The following is a 15,667-nucleotide window of genomic DNA, read 5'->3' on the forward strand; positions in this document are numbered from 1 at the left end:
ACTCGGTCGCGTCTCGTCAGGCGGCGCAAATCACCATTCCGATTCTCCTTGGAATTCGCGCTCGTGTGTCTGCTACGTTCGGTGTTTGCTTCCAGTGTTCGGTTAGGCGCGTTGTGCCCGCCTCGGGCATCGTCGCACCGAGAACCTGCCGCCGATCCACTGGCCGCATTCAGTCGTGCCTCGTCGGCGTGCCTCATGGGTCCGGGCGGACTTTCCCATTTTTGAGCGCGAACCGCCGGAAAATCCTCACGGATGAGAATGTAAGCCGCCGTTTCACTCAAAATTGAGAATCGCGGCCCCGCAACCCGCGATCGCTCACCCAGACAAGCACAAGAGCACATAAGGTAGGCGGCGCACCCGCGCCGCCATTCCTTTATGTCCAGCTACGTGCGTTGTGCCCGCCTCGGGCATCGTCGCACCGGGAACCTGCCGCCGATCCACTGGCCGCATTCAGTCGCGCCTCGGCGGCATGCCTCATAGGTCCGGGCGGACTTTCCCATTTTTGAGCGCAAACCGCCGGAAAATCTTCACGGATGAGAATGTACGCCGCCGTTTCACTCAAAATTGAGAATCGCGGCCCCGATCCCGGCCCCGCCGCCCGCGACTGCTCACCCGGACAAGCACAAGAGCACATGAGGTAGGCGGTGCACCCGCGCCGCCATTCCTTTATGTCCAGCTACGCGGTTATGCCAGGTCCGGGAGTGGCCAGTGCGTGATCACTGGGGCTAGGCGACTGAAGGCTGCCGGGAGCGTTTCCGGAGCGTTTCAGGCTCCAAAACTCCCCGTGGGAATGCGATGTGGGGGCCAGTCTGGGCAAAAAGCGTCCATCTTCAGCGGGAAGCTGAGCGCCCTGCGCCCAGCTTGGGCTCGCATACCCCGGCCGGTAAGCGGAAGCCAGACCCGAAATGCAAGCTGAAGGTGATCACCGTGTGCAACTCAAACTCGCATTGCCTGAGCGAACATGGCATTGTTCGACACGCGCGAAGCAGGGATGTGCATGGAATCGGAATCCTGGCTATGTCGCTGGATGCTATCGCCGCCTGCCGACCGTTGCGGTCTCCTGCCTAATCCACTTCAGAGCGGCTGACCCGAAGGCTGTGTTGTGGCTGGCGCGAACTCCGTGGCGCCCAGGAGCACTGAACTGCAGTGATCGCAATCCAGAATACGGGAGCACTAATCTGGGCATATTCCGCCACCCAGAATTCGTGTACATTTTAGGAATTATGGGGCTTTACGGAGGCGATGCCAAATGGTAACATGGGATCAGCTAACGATTATGTAAGGCGGTGGGAATTGTGATCGTGGAGACGGACTCAGACAGGGCGGCACTTCGAGTGCTCCTCACGGAGGCATGCGCTGCAGAGCTGGCTGATGTAGGGGTCTTCCTGGTCAAGCTCATGATCAGGGATCGGGCCTCGAACAAGTATGGCGTCGACCCTGCAAAGGAGGCTGAGGAGTATGCGATGGACGTACAGAGCATCATCGTGCGCGATGGCTGGAGGGGACTCGAGGCGGTGGAAGCCAGGATCGACGAGATCGTTGATGCGATTGCCAAACTCCACGGAAGAGCGTGCGTCCCGACCAGTGATGCGTAGCACAATGAATGGATCAACGAGTGGATCAATTGACTTGTTGTACAGCCGCAGGCAGCATGGTAGCTTACTGTAGTTTCCCGGGAGGCTGAGGCCAGTTGAAGGAGAAACATTTTCGCACAACATCCGATGCCAGAATCGCGGAAACCGCCGTACTGATTGGCGCCCTCGCCAAGTGGGTTCTTCTTGGTGCGCTGACCGGTGTCGTGGCAGGCGCTGGCGTGGTTGCCTTCCTCAAACTTCTCCATGGTGGTATCGAAATCGGCGCCCACATTGGTCTCTGGTGGCTCACTCTCCCGGTAGGCGGGCTAATCAGCGCTGCCCTGATACACTACGTCTCTCCCGAGTCGTACGGCCATGGAACTGAGGCTGTCATCAGGGCTGTGAACCGCAAAGGCGGGAAAATCCCCATTCTCGTCGCCCCCGTCAAAGCGGCAGCCACCATAATCGCCATCTCATGCGGAGCGTCTGCGGGGAAGGAGGGACCGTCTGCTCAGATCGCAGGTTCCCTGGCATCGCAGGTGGCCAGGCTCTTGCGGCTAGGCGCCGATGACCACCGGCGGCTGACCATGTGCGGACTTGCTGCCGGGTTCGGCGTAGTTACGGGGGCGCCGATTTCGGGGGCCGTCTTCGCAGTCGAGGCCCTGGTTATGGGCTCCCCGTTCTACGGTGGGCTCCTGCCAGCGGCGGTTGCTTCATGCACATCTGTCATCACTGCGCGTGCACTTGGATGGGACCATCCCCTCGCGGTTAACATCGTCGCACCGGCATTGTCTCCTTCAGTGATCCTGCTCGTAGCGGCATGTGCCATGGCTATTGGGCTCGTATCCATGGTGTTCATTGAGGCGGAGGAGCACTCGGCTCACCTGTTTCATCAGATCCCAGTTTCCCCACCGGTGCGCACCTCCATAGGAGGCGTGTGCCTCGTGCTTCTGGCACTGTTGTTCTCCAGGGGATACCTCGGGCTAGGCGTTGAGATGTATGAGGAAACGCTGCAGGGAGGCGCGGTCTCAACGTGGGCGTTTGCGCTGAAGATGCTGTTCGTAGTGATCACACTCGGCTCTGGCTTCAGCGGAGGTGCGATGACCCCGATTTTCGCAATCGGCGCGGCGGCTGGAAGTTCCATCGGGCGACTGGCTGGCTTTGATCCAGCGTTCTCGGCAGCGATGGGCATCGCCGCGTTTCTGGCGGCCTCAGTGAATGCGCCTCTAGCGGCGTCGGTGTTGAGCTTGGAGGCGTTTGGTTCGGCCTTCGGAGTGTACGGGTTTGTGGCCGCCATTGTAGCCTACACTGTGGTGGGCCATCGGAGCATTAACGCCACTCAGCTTTTGGGATCGCCAAAGTCCAGTGCATTTTCGGTTGATGCTGGGCACGAGTGCGAGGCGCCAGGGCATGTCCGCTTCACGCCACAAGCAAAGCGCATGTTCGCATTCCTGATGAGATCAAGGCCTTCGGAAGACCACTCCTCCGAGGCGGGCCAGCGCCACTGAGAGGTAACCTGCAAAGCTGGCGAAGGCTGCGCCTGTTGCGGGTTTTCCGGTGTCGCAGTATATGGTCTCACATGCAAGCCCTCCATCCAGGGGGGCTTCTTTCAATAGCTTCAATGATTCCTCATCATGAAGGCCAGATAGCACCAGATTGCAGGCATGCATCGGCCATGGGCGGCGGGAATGCGCGCACCCCGCGCCGTGGTACTGACCATCTGTGGATCGGTACGTGTTGTGATCCGAGGTGATGAACGCCACGGTGTTGAGAAAAGTCGGGTCGTCCGCGCTCACAAACCCGTAGTATGGGAGCAAGAGCAGACTCCCCGGTGGATCGTCGTAGACCTCACTAGCTGCGCGAAGATCTGTGGACCACGCGAACATGCGTCCGCAGGGTCCATCGATGATGCAATGGTTGATAATGGCTTCTCGGGTGTCGCGGGCTGCGGCCTCCCAGTGATCTCCGCTGGAGGACCCCGCGCGGAGCCGCGCAAGGCGGCTGAGAATGGTCAATGACTTCCATATTAGGACATTGTCATATGTGAGATACGGATAGCGCACAGGATCATCGCTAGGATCGAGGAATGTCCTGTAAAGGGCGACATCGGGATCGCGCTGCTGTTCCAGGCATTCCGCGAATTTCGCGATTCCCGCCCCAATGCACGGCTCGTCCAGCACTGATTCATCGCCCGTTGTGTCCACAAAACTCCCCAGCGCGATGATGTACGAAGCTAGCTGATCCAGTTCGAAACCGGGATAGAGAACAGCCCCACTTATGTAGTGAGCGTGGATTCCCATGTTCCTGGCGTGCCTTGCGAATCCGGTCAGGAGGATCTCCCTCGCGAATCGGGCATCAGATGCGAGCATGGCGGGGAAGGCCCAGAGGAAGGCATCGCGCGGCCAGAAGGCTGCGGATACGTAGTACCTGTGGCTTCTAGACGTCAGCATCACGAGTTCCTCAGTATCGATGGCTCGGGCGTGGGCATAGAACCTGCAAAAGTGCAGATTGCGGTTGGCGCGGGAGAGAACCTTGCTTGACGACTCCTCGGGACGTGCTGCATATGACCTTTTCGAGAGCCACTTCGCAGTGTCATTCAGCGCTTCCCACGCCCCTACGCGCCTGAGGTGCACTGAGGTGGCGCCTGCACCATCGGGGTCGGCATTTGCTGCCAGAACGAACGCGACTCGGATGCGCTCGCCTGCCGAGAGCTCCACGCGTGTGCGCAGACCAAAGTCGATTTCCCCGCCTTCGCGCGGCTTGACCCACCAATCGAAACCCAGGTCCGATGAGAGCGCGAGCGCCGCGAGGCTTGTCTCTCCTCTGGCCTCAAGCACCAGCGAGTTAGTCCACGAGGAGTAGTCCACATGCTTCGCCACGTGCATCGTCCGGCTTCGGAATACGGTGCTGAGAGTCGAACCCCACAGCCCCTCCAGGCCCACTGCGAGACGACGTGATGCTGAGCCGTCAGCGGCCGCAAGATGGTGAAGCTCGAACATGAAGTAGCATCCCCGCTCCTCAATGGAGGGGCATATAGTCAGAGTGAGGGACAGCTCATCGCCATCGGGCGTGTGCATCAGAGCGGATCCCCTCGGTATCCAGCTCTCTACGTACGTCCATTTGAGAGCGGCGGAAAGCTCCCACCTGCGACCTGTCTCGTCTTCCACGAAAGGCAGGAGAAATGGTCGGGGTCTGCGGTTCGCTGCACCACTGCGGTCGACCGAGGCCTCGGCGGTGGCTTCCGGTGCACCGGTATTGCCAACCCATTCGATTAGCCCTCTAGAGCCCATGTGCACAAGGTTCACACGGGCGATTCCTGCGTCGAATGGAGAGATGTCCGGAAGTGCAATCCAATCATTGCCCGTAACTACAGGCGAGATCGAATCGCCGATCTCAGATGGGACAGTGAGGATGCGCTCAGGCTCCGGCTGCACGCGGGATCAGTCTCCTTTCTCCGCTCCAAACCTGCTGCTCACCGTTGCGCCAGGTATGAGGATACGCTTGAACCCCTCGGCGTATTTGAATCCCGCTCGGGCGCCCATCTTGGTGGCTTCTTCGACAAGCGCACGATAGGTTTCCTCCCAGATGGCCTCCCACTGGCTGCGATGCCGCCGGAGGGCCGCTGCCTTCGCATCGAACGTGGTCGTGATGTCCATGAAATCGTCTGGATCGTCTGTGTTGAAAAGGAGAAGCTGCGTGACTGCCCATGTCCGGAGTCCATCTCTGAGCTGTTCAGGGAAGTACAAAGGCAGCTTGGCAGCAAGCCGTGCATCTAGGGCGGCAAAACCGATTTCGCGGTGATCCGGGTGCAGCTCATACCTGCGCCAGGGGTCGAAGGTGAGAAGGAGGTCTGGGCATAGGCGGCGGTAGATGCCTGCGAGTTCACGCCTTAGGTCAGGAGTGCAGCGCAGTTCCCCATCTTCGTGTCCGAGGAACACCACGTTTGCGAGGCCGAGAAGCTCCGCAGCGTCCCGCGCCTCTGCCCGTCGCTGGGAGGCAAGAACCTCGCTTGAGATCGCTGGGTCCACGGCGCCTTTCTGGCCATCCGTGGCGATTACGAGGGATACCTCCCAGCCGTCGACTATCATAGCCGTCACTGCGCCTCCGCAGAAGAACTCTAGGTCATCGGGGTGGGCGCAGACGGCCACGGCCCGTCTGTTCATGATGTCATCGACTCCTCTGTTCCGTCCGCGTCGCCCCGAATCTCCCGTCTGCGGCGGTTCTGAGCAGCACGGTACATTGATGGCAGGTATTTTCGGTACAGCTCAAGGTTGAACCTGAGCGGGTTCTCTGCACGGTAGCTGTAGAGCAGGGGGATGTCGATCTCTCCAACCACGATCTCCTCCTGATCGTAGGTGAGAGCTTGCGCCAGGATCCCATCGCCCCCTGGAGATAGCTCGATAGGCGCTAGAATCGCGCTTCGGCCGGTGAAGGTTTCGCCTGCGAATGAGCCAACCATCGACGCTCCGATCCCGTACACCTGCGATTCCTGTACCCTGGGCCAGATGCCTCGAAGAGCGTGCCACATGTTGTATGGCTCATTGTTGGCCGAGGGGATAACCACAACATCTGCGCCTGCGAATCTGGCCAGGCGGAACGTCTCGAAATATGAGGCATCCATGCAGATGGGGACTGAGAAAGCCGCTCCAGCCAGGCTGAACACTGGGACCGACCTTGCAGGCGATACCCCCCAGGCGGCCTCCACTGGCATGAGATGGGATTTGGAGTAGGTTCCCACGAGTTCTCCCCCTGGCGCGAATATGTATCCTGTCGAGCGCATCACTGACTCGTGATCGGAATCGGCTGGCAGGATCATGCTCCCAGAGATAATGTACAGCCCAAGCTCCTTTGCAACCGACGAAAACGCTTCGCGGTAAGCCTGGGCAGCATACGGGCCTATGAGGCGGAAAACATCGAGAATGCCTGAGCCAGCGCCTCCTGCAGAGGCCGCGGCGTCGGACAGGGATCTAGCCCCAGACAGGGTCTTTTCGATGCCTGGAATCATGCCCAGGAGTGGCAGCCCACTATACTCGGGGAAGGCAACCACAGATGCGCCTGCCTCTGCGGCCTTCCCAGCGAGCCTGTACACTAGCTCTACGTATTCCGTGCCTGAATGCACGATGCACGCCTTCATCTGGATTGCTCCGCATGCCATGCGTTCAGGCACGGATCCCCCAGGCCGAGCCAGCCTGGAGCTGCGGGCGGCGGGCATATCTGAAAACCTGCCGTCGGCACTGCGGAGCCAGGCGGCGTGTCGTGAGATACGGAGTGGTTCCGATCTCCGGGCAAGGACCCCGTTGAGCGCACGCATCTTCAGAGAATCGATAATACTCGACACTGGGCGTCACCTTCCTTCCATGCCGCGTTCGGGCACGGTTCGGACTACTCGTGCCGATTGATAGGAGTCGGGCAGGGCCTCCTCATACATTCCCACATTGAGCTGCTCAAATAACGGGAAAGCCTTGCGGGCCTCAGTAAGCCTAACCGGGTTCAGCGCCACAACGAGCTCGCCCCAGATGGATCCGAAAGTGACCTCTGCTAGTGTGCCGCGGCCGTCGCTGGTTGCCTCAACTGGGGCGAACACGCGGGAACGGCCCTGATGCGCTACGCCAAGCCAGGAACCTGCGAGCGAGGATTCCACTCCGAAAACCTGGTTCTGCTGCACCACCTGCCAGAGTCCTCTTGTTTGCCGCCAGACCGTGTACGGGGCCGGCACTGCCGTTGGGGCGAGAATGGTGTCGACTCCGGCCAGCGCGAGAATTCGCCCGACCTCTGGGTACCACACATCGGTCCCGATGGCGATTCCCATCCGGTGTCCGTGTACATCGAAGGTTGTCAGATCAGTGGAGCAGGCGAATCCCATTCGATACTCATCCTCGGAGACGTGGGTCTGGCCCTGCTCCGCGACGATGTCTCCATCTGGCGAGAAGATCGGGGCGGTATTCACGTAACCCGCCTCACCTGGAAGCAAGAAGGTTCCAGGACACAGATAGACCCTGTTCGATAGAGCAGATGCGGCGAAGAAATCCATCCACCTGTGGTACGCGGCTGTTCCGGCAGCACTGGCAAGCTCGGCAACGCTCATGTTTGTGACTGTGGAAGCCGCGCCATCCTCCACTGAGTCAGCCAATGACCTGCCATCGCCTTGCTCTTGCAGTTCGAGGAATGCGCCGATCATTGCTGCATACTCAGGCAGCAGAACCAGCTCTGCGCCTTTACGCGCCAGAGACGAAATGCGTGCAGCCAACGATACCTGAAAATCGTGGACGGCGAGGAATTGTGACGGATCCATCTGGAGCAGACCACATGAAAGCACTCGCACGGCGTCGTCACCTCCCCGAGAGTATTCCATAATGTCCACACTGTTCCTGCAGCGCGCAGCAGGAACCGAGCATGCAGCGCAGAATGTAAAAAAAGTACGAGACGGAAGGATGAAAGAAACTGATCCACACTGCAGACGCCAGGCGAGATCCAGCTCCCATCCTAGTTGCACTCGCCTTCTTCATATTCTCAACCGCCTTCTCGGCTCTGGCTATCAGATGGACCCAGTTGACGATGGTCTCTTCGGCAGAACCTGCATGGGAACTGGTTGTGCATCTTGCTGGCCCGGTGCTTCCAGATGCGCTCTCCGCTCCCCTCAGTATCGCTGTGCCGGCGCCTCCCAGGGATCTTGGCGTGCTGCAGCCTGATAGACCTGCGCATGTAAAGGCGGTGTATGCGACGGGGTGGATTGCCGGCCACTCCTCGCGCCTTGCCGACCTCCTCGCGCTCGTGCACTCCACTGAGTTGAACTCCGTGGTTATCGAGATCAAGGACGATACTGGCGTCGTGAGCTATCGGTCAGGAGTCGCTACGGCAGAGTTGATTAGGGCTTCCGTCGCCAAGATCCAGGACATCAGCGGTGCATTGGACCTTCTCAAGAAGAACGGAGTGTACCCCATAGCCAGGCTAGTGGTGTTCAAGGACCCTGTTTTCGCCGCCGCCAGGCCCGATCTTGCCGTGCATGATGCATCAGGCAGGGTATGGCATGACAAACAGGGATCCACATGGACCGATCCGAGGCAAAGGCAGGTATGGGAGTACAACTTGGAACTGGCCAAGGAGGCGGCAGCGCTCGGCTTCCGCGAGATCCAGTTCGATTATGTGCGTTTTCCCGATGATGCCAGGCTCTCAGCGGCAAACGACACCGATTCCATGGGCAGAAGCAGATCAGACGTGATAGAGCAGTTCCTGGAGTACGCCTGGAAGGAGCTCGAGCCCACCGGGGTCGTCGTTACTGCGGATGTCTTCGGGCTCGTCTGCTCGGCCTCAACTGATATGGGAATTGGGCAGACCCTCCAGAGCATCGCGAAGCATGTGGACTACATCGCCCCCATGGTGTACCCTTCTCATTACCGAAAGGGCGAGTACGGCATCGCAAACCCCAATGCACAGCCCAGGGAGACGGTTGCTCGCAGCCTGAAAGACGGTGCATCACGGCTTAATGCCTCCAAATCCCGAGCCAGGCTAATACCGTGGTTGCAGGATTTCTCACTCGGCTATCCATACGGACCAGCTGAGGTCAGGGCACAGATCGATGCAGCGCTTGCCCTCGGCATACAAGAGTTTATGCTGTGGAGTCCACACAATGTGTATACCCGGGCGGCTCTGCGCGGCCACGCTGCTGCGGACGATCCCCCAGCTAAAGGCCTTCATCCACCCGCGACTGATCCAACCGCGCCTTCTCCTCCAGTGACGGAGGCCGCAACAGGAGTGGAGCTGGATCTTCGTCTTGATGATGGGCTCGAACCGGTTCCGCTGTTCGCCCCGGTGGCGACGCAGCAGATAACGCTATCTACAGGGTTCTGATTGCAGTTCCTATGTTGCGCCCCTGTGTGCACAGGTCTATAATTGGAGTAATATTTCACAGTTCGAAGCTACAGGGGTGAGCGTTTTGCTTCGCACTCATACATGCGGCCAGCTCGGCGTCGGAAACATCGGCGACAAGGTGTCTTTGTGCGGTTGGGCCCAGTCAGTTCGCGACCACGGCGGGCTGCTGTTCATCACGCTTCGCGACAGATATGGCCAGACTCAGGTAGTTGTGGCTCCCGAGTCCGCGGGAGTTGCGTTTGAGGCCGCACGCGGGATTCACAGGGAGAGCGTCATCAGGGTTGCCGGAACCGTAGAGGCCAGGCCTGAGGGCACGTTCAACCCGGCGATGGCCACTGGCGAGATAGAGGTGCAGGCCCAGGCCATCGAAGTGCTGAGTGAGGCCGACGCTCTGCTCCCTGTTGAGGTTTCTGAAGACAAGCTTGCTAATGAAGAGGCAAGGCTGCGGTACAGGTACATCGATCTGCGCCGAGAGTCACTTCAGTCTAACCTCATGGCTCGGCACCGAGCGTCGATGGCGGTACGAAATTGGCTCTCAGAGAAGGGCTTTCTCGAGGTTCAAACCCCCCTGCTTGTGAGAAGCACTCCGGAGGGAGCTCGGGATTTCGTGGTTCCCAGCAGAAACTATCCTGGGATGTTCTATGCGTTGCCTCAGAGCCCGCAGCTTTACAAGCAGCTTCTGATGGTTGCCGGGTTTGATAGGTATTTCCAGCTTGCCCCATGTTTCCGAGATGAGGACCAGCGAGCGGACAGGCAGCTCGTGCACACTCAGATCGACATGGAGATGAGCTTTTGCGAAGAGGAGGACATCTACCAGACGGTGGAGGGCGTTGTCGCTGCCGCTTTCCAGGCAGCGATAGGCGAGAAAGTGTCCGGTCCGTTCCTCCGCCTCACCTACGAGGAAGCCATGGATCGTTTCGGGTCCGATAAGCCTGACATGCGCTTCGGGCTGGAGCTTTCCGACCTCACGGACCTCGTGCGCGACTCGGAATTCGCGGTGTTCAGGGATGTGTGCGCCGCAGGCGGCAGGGTCAGAGGCATGGCGGCGCCCGGCTGCGCAGGCTTCACACGCAGGGAAATTGATGAGCTCACAGAGATTGCAAAGATTCACCATGCCAAGGGCCTGGTTTCGCTGAAGGTTGCGTCCGGGCAGATCCAGGGCAGCGTTGCCAAGTATGTGTCCGCGGAGGCACTGGCCGCCATCTCCGATCGACTCGGCGCTTCCAACGGCGACCTCATACTGATAGCAGCGGATGACGCCGAGGTGTCGGCTACGGCGCTCGGCCAGATCAGGCGCTTCCTCGGCAGGAAACTGGGGCTTCTTCGGCAGGACGATTACAGGTTTCTGTGGGTAACCGAGTTTCCGCTGTTCGAGTGGAATTCGGACGAGGGCAAGTGGGACGCCAAGCACCACATCTTCTCCGCTCCGATGGAGAGGGATATCGACCGGCTTGAGTCGGACCCGTCGTCAGTCCATGGCCGCCTCTACGACCTGGTGCTGAACGGCACTGAACTGGGCAGCGGAAGCATCCGCATCAGCACAACGGAGCTGCAGAAGCGGGTGATGAGCGTGATCGGGCTCGATCCGGAGGACGCGGAGCGCAAATTCGGATTCCTGCTTCGTGCATATCAGTATGGAGGGCCTGTGCATGGTGGATTCGCCATCGGCTTCGACAGGCTCATTGCAGTTATGCTCGGGCTTGAGAACCTTCGCGACGTAATCGCCTTTCCGCAGAATGCATCAGGCGTATCGCTGGTCGACGATTGCCCGAACGAGATTGACGCGAAGCAATGGAAGGAACTTCATCTGAAACCCGCCGTTGATGGCGGGGCGAAATAGGACTGGAGCGCTGTGTTCTCTGGTCCGTGCGTTCCGGAGTTGGGACGTGCGGACCTTTCTCTAACGAAATGCATGGAGGTATGGCCGCAATGAACCATCTGGAGGCTATGAGGGAAGGGCTCACATTCGACGATGTGCTCCTTGTACCGGCTATGTCGGAAGTGCTCCCCTCGGAGGTCGAAATCGGCGCCCAACTCACGGATAACCTGAGGCTGTCGATTCCCGTTCTATCAGCGGCGATGGATACCGTGACCGAAGCGCGGATGGCTGTGGCCATAGCGCGCGAGGGCGGCATCGGCGTGATTCACAAGAGCATGTCCATTGAGGCGCAGGCCTCGGAGGTGGACAAGGTCAAACGATCGGAGCACGGGATCATCGTGGATCCCATCTTCCTCCCACCGGATGCACTTATCAGAGACGCTCTTCAGATCATGGAACGTTACCACATCTCCGGCGTCCCAATAACCGAAGACGGCGTGCTCGTCGGAATCCTGACCAACCGCGATCTCAGGTTCGAGACCAACTACGACCAGCCGGTCGCCAACGCAATGACGAAGCATGGGCTGATCACAGCGCCTGTGGGAACCACTGTCGACCAGGCTATCGAGATCCTAAAGATTCACAAGGTTGAGAAGTTGCCCCTAGTGGACGAGGGCTTTAGGCTTCGCGGTCTCATTACGATCAAGGACATCAAGAAGTCTCAGAAGTACCCGAACTCCACCAAGGACGCACAGGGCAGGCTGAGGGCTGGCGCGGCGGTGGGAGTAACCGCCGACACTCTCGCCAGGGTAGAGGCTCTCGTTTCAGCGGGCGTCGATCTAGTGGTGGTCGACACGGCCCACGGGCATTCGAAGGGCGTCATCGAGACCGTTCGAGCCGTCAGGGCGCGCTTTCCCGAACTCAACCTGATGGCTGGGAACGTGGCTACAGGGGAAGGAGTTCGAGCTCTGGCCGGGGCCGGCGTGGACTGTGTGAAGGTCGGCATCGGACCCGGGTCAATCTGCACAACCCGTGTGGTCGCAGGGGTCGGCGTGCCGCAGCTCACGGCGATAATCGATTGCGCCATCGCGGCAGGCGAGTGCGGTGTCAGGATCGTTGCGGACGGAGGCATAAAGTACTCAGGCGATATTACCAAGGCGCTTGCTGCGGGGGCGCATGGCGTGATGATCGGCAAGCTCTTCGCAGGAACCGATGAAAGCCCGGGCGAGATGGAGATATACAAGGGACGTAGCTTCAAGGTCTACCGCGGCATGGGCTCCATCGGCGCGATGAAGAAGGGATCTGGAGATAGGTACTTCCAGGCAGGGGCGAAGAAGCTGGTCCCCGAGGGCATCGAGGGCCGTGTGCCCCACAAGGGCAGCCTGTCGGACACGGTATTCCAGCTTGTGGGCGGAGTGCGCGCAGGAATGGGATACGTGGGAGCGGCGAACTTGGAGGAACTCCGGGCGAGGGCGAATTTCGTCCGGATTACCGGCGCTGGCCTGAGAGAGAGCCATCCGCATGATGTGTATATCACCAAGGAAGCCCCCAACTACATGATACAGGGGGCAGATGATGACGAGTCATAATGACGTCTGAAGAAGGAGGGAAACACAGTTGTTTCGAGGAACGGTGCGCGTCTCAGCGTGGATTCTCCTGACTGCAGCTGTGATTGTCGTCTGCGGCGGGGCTGCTCTCGCCGAGCCTGATGCGAAGAGCATCATCATCAACCCCAATCAGCCCTACCAGACCGAAATCTGGACCGACAGGGCGAGATATGAGCTTGGGGACAAGGTCACGGTCTATTTCAGGTCGAACAAAGACGCGTACGTCTACATCTTTGATATCGACACCACGGGAACCGTGAGCCTGATTTTCCCCAACATCTACTCCGATTCGAACTATCGTAGGGCAAACCAGACCTACTTGTTGCCCGACAACAGCCGTTACAATCTCACGGTGGGTGGACCCGCCGGAACAGAGCAACTCGTGCTTATTGCGACGCCATCTAGGATCAGCGATGTGGATTGGCTCAGGCGATCACTCGAGCAGGGTTCTTTCGGCCCTCAGCTTAACGTGAACATCTCTGCCGAGAAGTTCATGCTCGAGGTGAAGTCGGTCACTGTGACGCCGAACTTCGGCCAGAACTACTCCTCCGCAGTCACCACATTCACAGTCGGGAGAGGTTCTGTGCTGCCTCCGCCTCCTCCGCCTCCACCGGCGCCAGTGACGAGAGGCGTGCTCAGCGTGACGTCGCAACCATCGGGAGCACAGGTGTTCCTCGATGGGGTGGAGCAGGGAAAGACGCCGATCACGATATCTGGGATCAGCTACGGTGCGCATGAGATCAACGTGGTGAAGAAGAACTACTACATGTTCTCGCGACAGGTGAGTGTGAATTCTCCAAATGCCTATCAGATTCACGCCTCGCTCGCTAAGCTCCCGAACAATGATGGAAGGGATAATGAGATACCGCTCACTAGCAGGACCATCAATGTGAAATGGCCGAATACCGGGCCATTCACTGAGGTGTTCAGCTACAGCGGGTCCTCAGGGAACCTGATGATTACCGGTGATCCGGTTCTTGGGATGATATCGAGGGTTACTGCTACCCTAACGGTCAATGCGGTGGGTCCAATACAGTTCGCCGACCTTGCTCCAAAGGGCGCGGATGCGCCGTGGCCAGGAAGGGTGTTTGAGAAGGTTCAATACCCGTTCAAGGCGCGGATCACGGTGGAGGACTACAGCATAGTCACTGGTCCGGTTTTCGGAGTGGAGTACATCGACTATCTCAGGCTCCGAGTTGATACGTGGTACATCGGTGACTGACGGGTAGAAGAAGTGTCTGGGCCGGGTGCTTGCGCCACCCGGCCCACGCGCGTTTCGGAGGGCCTTGCTCTGACTCAGATGGCGCCGGACCAAAGTGACATGGTGAGCCGAGGCAGTTGTCAGCGGTCCTCCGATTGAGAAATGCGGATCCATGTGGTTATAATGGAATATACAGCAGCGGATCAGTCAGTATGTTGTCGGGGGTGTGGTTGGTTGGAGACGGTTCGAATCGCCGACATCGGCAAACACGACGGACAATCAGTCAGAATCCAGGGCTGGCTGTACAACAAGCGTTCGAGTGGGAAGATCCATTTCCTCATAGTGCGCGACGGGAGCGGATTCGTTCAGGCTGTGGCTGTGCGCGGTGAATTGCCTGACGATCAGTTCCATATGTGCAGTGAGCTCACCCAGGAATCGTCGGTAATCGTGTCGGGGCTTGTGCGGGGGGATTCCCGTGCCGCCGGAGGTTACGAGCTGACCCTTACCGGTATTGAGCTCGTGCAGATGGCAATGGAATACCCGATTACCCTGAAGGAGCACGGGGTGGACTTCCTCCTCGACAACAGGCATCTGTGGCTTCGCAGCCCCAAGCAGCATGCTGCCCTCATGGTGAGGCATGAGGTGATCGCGTCGGCACAGGAATGGCTGAACAGCCACGGGTTTATCAGGGTGGACTCTCCGATCCTGACGCCCGCAGCGTGCGAGGGCACCACAACGCTCTTTGAGACGGACTACTTCGGCGAGAAAGCATATCTGAGCCAGAGTGGGCAGCTGTATAACGAGGCAGCTTGTATGGCCTTTGGCAAGGTGTATTGCTTCGGTCCAACATTTCGAGCGGAGAAATCCAAGACCAGGCGGCACCTCATCGAGTTCTGGATGCTTGAGCCTGAAATGGCGTATGCGACTCAGGAAGACAACATGGTGGTTCAGGAGCAAATGGTGTCCTTCATTGTCCAGAGTTGCCTCTCCCGACGACGAAACGAGCTGCTTACGCTCGAACGTGACCTCACGAAACTCGAGAAGATCGTTCCCCCTTTCCCGCGAGTCACCTATGATGAAGCCGTGGAAATGCTCCACGCGGCGGGCAAGGAGTTTGAGTGGGGCGATGACTTCGGAGCGCCAGATGAGACCGTTATTTCCGAGGATTTCGACCGACCGGTGTTTGTCACGAACTATCCCACCGTGGTGAAAGCCTTCTACATGCAGCCAGATCCGGACCGTCCAGAGGTGGTGAAGTGCGCCGACCTTCTCGCTTCGGAAGGGTACGGCGAGATCATCGGAGGGAGCGAGCGCATTCACGATCTGGACCTCATGGAGCAGAGGATGCGTGATCATGGCCTTCCGGATTCTGCCTACAAATGGTATGTTGACCTCCGGAGGTTCGGATCTGTTCCGCACTCCGGGTTCGGCATCGGCATCGAGCGGACGGTGGCGTGGATCACGGGCCTGGAGCATGTTCGCGAGATGATCCCGTTCCCGCGGCTTCTGAACCGTATCTATCCGTGACATGACACTCGCCGGGCAGGGCTCTGGAGGAACTACTTCCTGGCGATCTCGTCTAATCGTGGGAACGACA

At 59.0% G+C, this 15,667-nt stretch carries 11 protein-coding genes; 7 read left to right on the top strand and 4 right to left on the bottom strand.

Features of this window, described 5'->3' with window-relative positions; genetic code table 11:
- The first annotated feature begins 1,295 nt into the window (after positions 1 to 1,295).
- Both VB144_15390 and VB144_15395 read left to right on the top strand, forming a co-directional pair.
- Positions 1,296 to 1,595, top strand: a complete 300-nt coding sequence (locus tag VB144_15390; protein MEA4885010.1) for a hypothetical protein — start codon at positions 1,296 to 1,298, stop codon at positions 1,593 to 1,595.
- Between the two features lie 95 nt (positions 1,596 to 1,690).
- Positions 1,691 to 3,082, top strand: a complete 1,392-nt coding sequence (locus VB144_15395) for a chloride channel protein (GenBank protein MEA4885011.1) — start codon at positions 1,691 to 1,693, stop codon at positions 3,080 to 3,082.
- Here VB144_15395 and VB144_15400 read toward each other — a convergent pair.
- The 4 genes from VB144_15400 to VB144_15415 all read right to left on the bottom strand — a co-directional run bounded on the left by VB144_15400 (position 3,035) and on the right by VB144_15415 (position 7,896).
- The gene (locus VB144_15400; GenBank protein ID MEA4885012.1) at positions 3,035 to 5,008 is read right to left on the bottom strand and encodes a glycoside hydrolase family 125 protein; all 1,974 of its coding nucleotides are present in this window, start codon (positions 5,006 to 5,008) and stop codon (positions 3,035 to 3,037) included. The genes VB144_15395 and VB144_15400 overlap by 48 nt on opposite strands.
- A gap of 6 nt (positions 5,009 to 5,014) precedes the next feature.
- Positions 5,015 to 5,737, bottom strand: a complete 723-nt coding sequence (locus VB144_15405; GenBank protein ID MEA4885013.1) for a PIG-L deacetylase family protein — start codon at positions 5,735 to 5,737, stop codon at positions 5,015 to 5,017.
- Positions 5,734 to 6,708 (bottom strand): nitrilase-related carbon-nitrogen hydrolase, encoded by a 975-nt coding sequence (locus VB144_15410; GenBank protein MEA4885014.1) that lies wholly within the window; start codon positions 6,706 to 6,708, stop codon positions 5,734 to 5,736. The genes VB144_15405 and VB144_15410 overlap by 4 nt, the downstream gene beginning before the upstream one ends.
- Before the next feature lie 210 nt (positions 6,709 to 6,918).
- Positions 6,919 to 7,896, bottom strand: a complete 978-nt coding sequence (locus tag VB144_15415) for a nitrilase-related carbon-nitrogen hydrolase (GenBank protein ID MEA4885015.1) — start codon at positions 7,894 to 7,896, stop codon at positions 6,919 to 6,921.
- 233 nt (positions 7,897 to 8,129) lie between these two features.
- On the opposite strand from VB144_15415, the gene VB144_15420 reads away from it, so the two are divergent.
- The 5 genes from VB144_15420 to asnS all read left to right on the top strand — a co-directional run bounded on the left by VB144_15420 (position 8,130) and on the right by asnS (position 15,597).
- On the top strand, positions 8,130 to 9,422 hold the full coding sequence (locus tag VB144_15420; protein ID MEA4885016.1) for a putative glycoside hydrolase: 1,293 nt from the start codon (positions 8,130 to 8,132) through the stop codon (positions 9,420 to 9,422).
- Positions 9,423 to 9,507: 85 nt separating this feature from the next.
- Complete coding sequence (gene aspS, locus VB144_15425; protein ID MEA4885017.1) at positions 9,508 to 11,283, top strand: aspartate--tRNA ligase; 1,776 nt, start codon at positions 9,508 to 9,510, stop codon at positions 11,281 to 11,283.
- 89 nt (positions 11,284 to 11,372) lie between these two features.
- Positions 11,373 to 12,851 (top strand): IMP dehydrogenase, encoded by a 1,479-nt coding sequence (gene guaB / locus VB144_15430; GenBank protein MEA4885018.1) that lies wholly within the window; start codon positions 11,373 to 11,375, stop codon positions 12,849 to 12,851.
- 28 nt (positions 12,852 to 12,879) lie between these two features.
- Entirely contained in the window at positions 12,880 to 14,091 is a 1,212-nt protein-coding gene (locus tag VB144_15435; protein MEA4885019.1) for a DUF4384 domain-containing protein, read from the top strand.
- 213 nt (positions 14,092 to 14,304) lie between these two features.
- On the top strand, positions 14,305 to 15,597 hold the full coding sequence (gene asnS, locus VB144_15440; GenBank protein MEA4885020.1) for an asparagine--tRNA ligase: 1,293 nt from the start codon (positions 14,305 to 14,307) through the stop codon (positions 15,595 to 15,597).
- The last annotated feature ends 70 nt before the right edge of the window (positions 15,598 to 15,667 follow it).

It is taken from the genome of Clostridia bacterium, assembly GCA_034926675.1.
GTDB lineage: Bacteria > Bacillota > DTU025 > DTU025 > DTU025 > JAYFQW01.

What these genes read in the sequence shown, in the direction of transcription:
- VB144_15405 (MEA4885013.1), bottom strand. Translation starts at nt 5,737, where the DNA reads ATGAACAGACGGGCCGTGGCCGTCTGCGCCCACCCCGATGACCTAGAG.
- VB144_15420 (MEA4885016.1), top strand. Translation starts at nt 8,130, where the DNA reads ATGGTCTCTTCGGCAGAACCTGCATGGGAACTGGTTGTGCATCTTGCT.
- VB144_15410 (MEA4885014.1), bottom strand. Translation starts at nt 6,708, where the DNA reads ATGAAGGCGTGCATCGTGCATTCAGGCACGGAATACGTAGAGCTAGTG.
- guaB (MEA4885018.1), top strand. Translation starts at nt 11,373, where the DNA reads ATGAACCATCTGGAGGCTATGAGGGAAGGGCTCACATTCGACGATGTG.